Below are 7,213 nucleotides of genomic sequence, written 5' to 3'. Positions count from 1 at the left end.
CTCTCGCGTCAGCGGCGCGGCGAGCGGCGGCCAGAAACCTTCGCCTTCCTCGGCTTCACCCACTACTGCGGGCGGACCCGAGATGGCCGGTTCATCGTGAAGCACAGGACGGAAGGGAAACGCCTGACGCGGAAGCTGACGGCGTTGCGCCAGGACGCCTGGCGGCTCATGCACGCGCCACTGGCCAAGCAGCACGAGTGGTTCGCCGCCGTGCTGCGCGGGCACTATGGCTACTATGGCAGGCCGCACAACTGTCCAGCGCTCAACGGCTTCTACCGCGAAGTGCGTCGAACCTGGCTGCGTTATCTGAGACGGCGCAGCCAGAAAAGTCGGCGCATGGGCTGGCTGGAGTTCGAAACCCTGACGGCACGCTTCCGCCTGCCAACTTCACGCATCACTCGCACATCGGCGCAGGCGCGGATATGACGCGGGTTACTCTCGGGAAGAGCCGGGTGCGGGAAAGCCGCCCGCCCGGATCTGTGAGGGCAAAGCCAAATGGCCGAGCTACTCGACCACGACCCGAAGGGCTCACCAGTCCGACCGCAAAATTAGCCGAGCGGCGGATTAAAGCGGTCGTCGCAACACTCTGCAGGTGGAGTTGCGATGAGCATTCGAAAGCGGCGATCGGCTCGGTCTGGACGGGGTGAACAGAGAAGTTTCTGCCGGCAAAGCAGCGAAGAAGCCGCGCTGGAAGCCATTTGTCACAGCCTGTCGGGACCAGATTGTTTCGAAAGGCGGGCGGGTATGCCAGCAGCGATGTTTGTCCTCAGCAAGGGTGCTCTCCGGGCGATCCTTATCATTGGTGGAGCACGAAGAGATTGCGCTTCTTAAGGTGCGGGGCCATTCCATCCGGGAGATTGGGCGCCGTCTCTGGTCGATCCGCCGCGACAATCTCGCGAGAACTGCGGCGCAATGCAGCCACTCTCAGCGGCGGGTTGGAGTATCGGGCGACGACTGCCCAGTGGCACGCGGATCGATCGGCTCGTGGGCCTAAATTGACTAAGCTTGCGCTCAACACAAACTATGCGCACTTATGTGGAGGAGAGACTTGCCGGCGTCGTCGTGGCCGCGAGCGACGCTCCCCTTCCTAGTCCCGCGGTTCCCTGGAAGAGTCGCCGGCATGGCCCAGGAAAGGATCGGCGATGGGCCAGCGCCTGGAGCCCTGAGCAGATTGCCTGTCACCTGCCTATTGACTTCCCGGACGACAAGACGATGCGCATCAGCCACGAAGCCATCTATCACTCCCTCCTCGTTCCGAGCCGGGGAGCGCTGCGCCGTGAGCTGACGGCCTTCTTGCGAACAGGACGCGTGTTGCGGATGCCCCGGGCGCACGTACGTGGAGGAGGCAACAGCTTTGTCTCGCCGGAGATCATGATCAGTCAACACCCTGCCGAACCAGCCGATTGAGCGGTGCCGTGACATGAGAAGGCCCCAACTTGCTCAGGCCTTGAGGTCTGAAACACGCCCGACTGCGGCCTACGCCGCATGGGTGTGACGAACTGCCACGTTCAGGAACTTCGCTACCCTCGCTTCGCGACCACCGTCTCGGGAAGTCGCGCAGATCTTTCGATGTTTCGGCACCTACTTTACGAGCCGATCCAAGTTGGCGTTGAGCGGTCGCGAGAAGGGGCGGGTCAGAGATCATTTCGTTTGGCCCAGACTGGGGCTCCAGATTAGGATCTCCCGTTAGTCAAGATCGATCGAGTGCGGCGTTTCGTTACATAAACGGGTAACGCGAAGTATGTTGGCGCCTTAATTGCCCGTCTAACAGCTCAGTCGCTGCGGTTTCCGATTTCAGGTCCACCAAAGAACAAGATCTGGCCGCGCAAACCCGAGAAAGCAGTTTAGCAGAAGGCGACGCTCTGCATTACCTGATTGTCGAGTGACCGCGTGAACAAACCCGCCGTCGATCAGGACAATATCCCCGGTACTGAGCTGGAAGTCGTGACAAGAAACCCCCTCGAGATAAGCTGTCGAATACGGGTAGCCTGTGGTCTCCACACCCTGCGCCTTTCGGTCCGCGACTGTCGGCTTATGGCTCCAGATCCGCAGATCGCCGCCTTCCTCAGTCATGCTAGGATAGAAATTGAGCGCTACGACGGTGTTGTTCGCTACCGCAGAAAGCTCGCAATTGTGCCCTGCAGATATAACTTGAGCGACGTCATCATGAGGCTTCAAGGCGTAACTGCTCGTGCCAGACCAACAAAGGGCGCGACAAATATTGGCCTGACCGTGCTCAGAACGAGCAAGCCGCAGTTCAATGCCCTCATTGTGAAGCTCGCGCTTCAACGCATCGAATAATCCGCGGACCGGATCAACCACATTGCCAAAAAGTGCGTCGATGAACTGTCGCGTATTTTCAGATTCTGCGAAAAAGGTGGCCGCATCCTTCCTATAATGAGATGCGCCGACATATTGTCCGACAATGCCATCGTTGAGTTCCTTGAGACCGGGATTGCGCATAAAGTTCGCAGTGATTTCCTCCGCTACTTCAAAACTGAAAGCTTGCCTGAGGTGCAGGCCGGTGATGTCCCCGTTCATGACTGAGATAATCTCCGCAGTGTTGATCAAGCCGGTTCGCTCTTTTGTCACGAGAGGCGAGATCGTTGGCGCATGAGATGCTTTGGTATTCTGCATTTGTTAGGACCTAAACCAGTAGGGTGACGGGAGGCAAAGATCGAGCGCGTTCGACGGAACTTGTGTTGTACGAAGCGGATCGCCCGGAGTGGCTAGACTCCTACCAGAGAAACGCCGAACAAGGATGCTACTAAGGCTAGTAGTCTTATGATCGGTTTTCCGAGCTGAGGAATCAAGACCGAGGAGGCTGGGATGCGGAGCTGAGAGGCTTCGAAGCATCGCGGCTATCCTGATAACAGGTTGGTCACTCTTTCAATTGACCCTAACTTTGATCCCTCTGGGTGATGCGCTGATCGGCGAAATCTTGAGTCGAAAAGTAGTTGCTGAGCACCTGATTCGCGCAGAGGCTCTATGGGGCTGACATTAAGGGATCGGCAAGAGATAGCTTGCGATTCTTGAAAGGCGAATGTTGGATTGATCAAGAGAGTGTATGCGAGCTTAGGGACGCCAGCTTGGCGCGGTGGCGCAAACTGCTCACGTACATTGGAGGCGCCATGGGACAAAAAGGGTCAATTCTCCTGCGAGAATTGCGCAAACACCAAGGCAGAAATTTCCTGGCAAGCGCGGACGGGAGAAGAGCCCTCCAAGGCAATCTCGAATGGGCGCTGATCGCCGATGACGTAGCCATCAAGGACGTTTGCTAGGTCTCAAGACTCCGAGGGCGTCGACCGCCTTCAAGAAGCTGGACACGATCAAGAAGGATACATCTGATGGACGGCCGGAGCCCAAGCGCCGCAGCTGTTGCCGACGATCAGGTCGTCGTGACCTCAGCCTACAGAGAGCATGCTGTTTTTACACGGAAACACAACCTGAGTTTTTGAAGTAGCACTCCCCCGTGGAGAAGAGATCGAGGAGTTCACCGACCTTTCGCCAGGTTGTTTCCACGTCACGAGGCTCCGCAGCTCGGTGTTTGAGTTTGGCGAAGACCTGCTCGATCGAATTGAGCTATAGGGCGGGCAGGAAGGTACGGTGAGCGCCTCTGGCGCGGATGGCTTGGCGAGCCGCTTTGCCCTTGTGGCTGCCAAGATTGTCGAGGATGACGATCTCGCCCCGCGCGAGGGTAGGTGCCAACACCTTCTTGACGTACAGCGTGAAGCTCACCATTCATGGGACCATCAATCACCCAACGCGAGATGATCCCATCGTGACGCAGCGCCGCGATAAAGGTCATGGCTTCCAACCCCCGCCAGTATTGGTTTTGATCTACGTCTCGTCAGCTGCTGCTCGCATGACTAGAGCCCAGAGCACCGGACCTGAGATGCGCTCGACTGCTGACCGCGTCATTCCAGAAAACCTGCATTGCCTCGCCAGCAGCCAAGCTTCAGCCCTCTGCATCTATGCCGTTGCCGGCAGCGGTCGAGAGGTCGCGCAGTCCATGAAAGAGCGGTCCGGATATGCTCCCGGCGTGAGATCAGCTGCGCTCTTCCTCGCTCCGCAGCGATCCAACCGGTGTCAGATGATCGACCCGTTTGCCGGCGATATCATCCGCCGCCGCAGTGCCCATAGATGCAGCTATCCTCTCCATGGAGATACTTGGCAACAGCGCTTCTTCAATATGTGATGTCCACTGCTTGAGTAGGTAGTGCTCTCGACTTCTGAACAATGTAAAATCAAATTATGAACTCGGCGCTAGCACGTAGCTCACCACGATAGGACAGCGTGCAGCAATGGCAAGCTGGTTAAACAGTTGCACAGCTCTCGGTTTCTTCGAGTGCACGACAAACGCCTTTGCCCAAAAATGGACGACCAAGGCTTCAATAGGATACCTCGATCAGATGGGCCAAACCGATCCAAAAGGTGTGCGCCGCATTGGTCCTGCGTTCGCGCCGTACATTACTGTTTATTGTTTCGCTCGTGGGCCGGCCGAAACGGTTATCGCCAGCAAGCACTGATTTATTTCGAAATGGAGCTGGTCACATGATCGATTTTCCTCGCAGCCAAAATAATCCGCGGTTCGCTTCGCTGAAATCCGGACAGTCGTTCTACGGTGCGCCCGTTGGGATCCTGCAGCTCGAGCGCGCCCGCTCGCCCAGCATCCGGCCTTACATTCCAGGGAGTGTTGGCAACGCCAGCACGTGGAGTGTCCCCGTACGCTACAAGACGGTGCCTGACCTTCTCAATGCCGCGGAAATGATGCAGGCCGTGACTCGGGCCGCAACGGAGCTCGTACACGAGGGTGCACAACTGATCACCTCAAATTGCGGGTTCATGATCCGGTACCAAGAGGCGGTCCGCGCCGCAGTCGATGTGCCCGTGCTTCTATCCAGTCTTCTCCTCGCTCCGTTCCTCGAACGCATGCTTCCACGCGAAAGGGCGCTCGGCATCATTACAGCGAGCGCGTCTTCGTTGACGCCGGACTTGTTCGAAGCAGCCGGGCTGCCAGCCAACTCCAAGCGTGTGGTCGTTGGACTCGAGGACGCTCCCGCATTCGCGGCCGCTTTCCTTAATCCCCATGGCGACCTGGACGTCAGCGCCGTCGAGAGCGAAACGATCGATGCCGCGGTGGCTCTACTCAACGACCGGCCGGACATTGGGATGCTGCTACTCACGTGCTCCGAGCTGCCGCCTTACGCCGCGGCGGTCCAGCGGGCGATCGGCATTCCGGTCTTCGACTACACCTCTATGGTCGAGTTCTTCGTCAAGGGGCTGATGCGGAGACCTTTTGACGGCCTCTACTAAGTTCTAGAGGGCGCTACAGATTCAGCGCGTGTTTGATTTGACTCAGAGCTTGATCCGGCGGAGAATTAGGGAAGTGGTATTTAGCTCAGTGCCAGCTTTTCGCGGACGAAGCGCCATTTTACTGTCTATCTGCGGCCCCCTGTCGTTCGTGCGGTAGATAGAGCGTGCGGCAGCGGCAATCGCCGCGCGTCAGCCGCTCACGCAAGATGAGTTTGCGTTGGCTATTCATTGAGCTCCGGCTGAGAATCGCGCGCCAAGGACCTCCACCATGCATCACGTGAACTAACGGTCACGAGCCGTCGTTCAGATTTTTCCCGGCGTTTAGAGTGCATTTGCTTCGTCGTTCCGATCCTGGCAACACCGATGGGAACGGTTCAGCCAAAGGCGGGGTACTTGGGTCAGCTCCGTGGAGCGCGATCGCCATCGAACGGAATGCCGGATCGTTTGGATCTGCGTCCTGTAGCGCTCTAGTTCCTTGATCCGCAGGCTTGTGAGGCCGTATCTGAAGCGAGTCCCAAGTCTCTACGCTGCGATTTCGCTTCGCTAGGTCGACTATCGTAATGTTGCGGCGCTATGGTGTAATGGCAAGATCCTTCAGCTTGCGACAAAAGCGCCTGGCTCGGCCGAGCCGTGGCTCTCCGGCTGCTTCAGCGGCGTGTTTGCCGCTTCGAAGTGCTGCGCCAAAACTGGTCCAGCGATCTGAAGGGCCATGGCGCCGTCGAGCTAAAGACTCAGACTCAGTCGCGCGGCCGTTCGTCTCGCGAAAGTTAGGGCGCTTTGTGATAAACAGGTAAATCGCGGTAGCTCGCTGCACTTCCGCACCAGGGGGCTCTTCCTCGTGCCGCAAGGGTCGCTTGACACAAACCGCATGCCCCTCGCTGAATCTTAACATTCGAACGCGTGCTTCCGCTTGGCGCCAAACCGCCGACGCAGTGAAGTCGCCCGGGAAGGTGCGGGGAAAAGGTCCATCGCGGCTTTCATCGCAACTGCCTAGCGCCTAGTGTAGAGAGGCGTGGACGCGATCAGTTCGATTTGTGTTCTGGTGATGTCGAGCCTACTGGTGGGTCGTGAGCGACGTCAATGGCATTCACGCATTGTGAGCGCGCTTCAGGAACAGGCTAAGCTCAACCAGATCATCTTCGCTGGCTACACGCGATTCCGCCGATGGGGTCGCGGTGCTGCTTTGAAACTCGCATCTCCCGGCCTCGATCATCTCTTCTTCTTCGATAGTGGCTTATCCAGTGTAGAAGTCGCATTGAGGATGGCGCTCGGCTACACAGGGATCCGCTTATGGTGACGCAATATTCCTGCACGGCGGTCATTGGCGGCTGGGGCGTTTTCAACGCGGCGTACCGGCCCCTGCTGTTCGATGTCACGTCAATCCGTTCTCTCGGCAGGTCGTGCGCAGGCGACGCTCCATGCGCTCGAGTCCGCGTGTCGAAACGAAAAGGCGGCCGGCTTCACGCCAGATTTTGACCATTTACAGTGGGCTCCTTCGTCGCACTTCGCGTCCAATCCCAGCGTTCTCGTCCGAGTAGGCCTGAGCTCTCCTGGTTCCGGATGAGGACGCTGACGCTTTCACCCGCGCGTCGATTCGGGTCGAGCTGCCCGTAAGGTTTACTGGTACCAGTTCGGTCCGAACGGCTAGCTGTCTTGCACAGCTGTCGGCTCGACATCCTTTGCAAATTAGAATGGAATGAAATGCAACAACAGATCGCTCCCACAGATGGTGGTCGCCCGGCCGGACGGCTTCGGAACACCGCCCACATCATCCACGAGAGTTGGCCATATTTCGATCCAGCCAGATGGCGAGTCTGACGGCCTTCCATGGACGTTCCAGGACGCATGCACTAACGCTTCGCTTGACAGCGGTCCGGAGATGGTCGATTTCGTGCGT

General features: G+C 58.0%; 5 protein-coding genes and 2 pseudogenes. 5 read left to right on the top strand and 2 right to left on the bottom strand.

Annotated elements, in window-relative coordinates:
• Both CWO91_RS40825 and CWO91_RS44875 read left to right on the top strand, forming a co-directional pair.
• Positions 1-426, top strand: a pseudogene (locus CWO91_RS40825) (group II intron reverse transcriptase/maturase); the annotation flags it as partial.
• A gap of 177 nt (positions 427-603) precedes the next feature.
• Positions 604-1,404 (top strand): annotated as a pseudogene (locus CWO91_RS44875) (transposase); the annotation flags it as partial.
• A gap of 390 nt (positions 1,405-1,794) precedes the next feature.
• Here the strand turns inward: CWO91_RS44875 and CWO91_RS40810 are convergent.
• A complete protein-coding gene (locus tag CWO91_RS40810) occupies positions 1,795-2,637 on the bottom strand; it encodes a 2OG-Fe(II)-dependent halogenase WelO5 family protein (protein ID WP_130220964.1) in 843 nt (280 codons plus the stop codon).
• Positions 2,638-3,673: 1,036 nt separating this feature from the next.
• On the opposite strand from CWO91_RS40810, the gene CWO91_RS40805 reads away from it, so the two are divergent.
• The 3 genes from CWO91_RS40805 to CWO91_RS40795 all read left to right on the top strand — a co-directional run bounded on the left by CWO91_RS40805 (position 3,674) and on the right by CWO91_RS40795 (position 6,613).
• The gene (locus CWO91_RS40805; protein ID WP_165406054.1) at positions 3,674-4,198 is read left to right on the top strand and encodes a hypothetical protein; all 525 of its coding nucleotides are present in this window, start codon (positions 3,674-3,676) and stop codon (positions 4,196-4,198) included.
• A gap of 356 nt (positions 4,199-4,554) precedes the next feature.
• Complete coding sequence (locus tag CWO91_RS40800; protein ID WP_130220962.1) at positions 4,555-5,316, top strand: AroM family protein; 762 nt, start codon at positions 4,555-4,557, stop codon at positions 5,314-5,316.
• A gap of 1,012 nt (positions 5,317-6,328) precedes the next feature.
• Positions 6,329-6,613 (top strand): aminotransferase class III-fold pyridoxal phosphate-dependent enzyme, encoded by a 285-nt coding sequence (locus CWO91_RS40795; RefSeq protein ID WP_130220961.1) that lies wholly within the window; start codon positions 6,329-6,331, stop codon positions 6,611-6,613.
• A 389-nt stretch (positions 6,614-7,002) separates the two neighbouring features.
• Here CWO91_RS40795 and CWO91_RS43915 read toward each other — a convergent pair.
• On the bottom strand, positions 7,003-7,213 hold a 211-nt coding region (locus tag CWO91_RS43915), incomplete at its 5' end, for a hypothetical protein (RefSeq protein ID WP_208753144.1).

The sequence above is a fragment of the Bradyrhizobium genosp. SA-3 genome, from assembly GCF_004212635.1.
Lineage (GTDB): Bacteria > Pseudomonadota > Alphaproteobacteria > Rhizobiales > Xanthobacteraceae > Bradyrhizobium.
The sequence above is the reverse complement of the archived record's forward strand: the minus strand, read 5'-3'. Positions and strand labels throughout refer to the sequence as shown.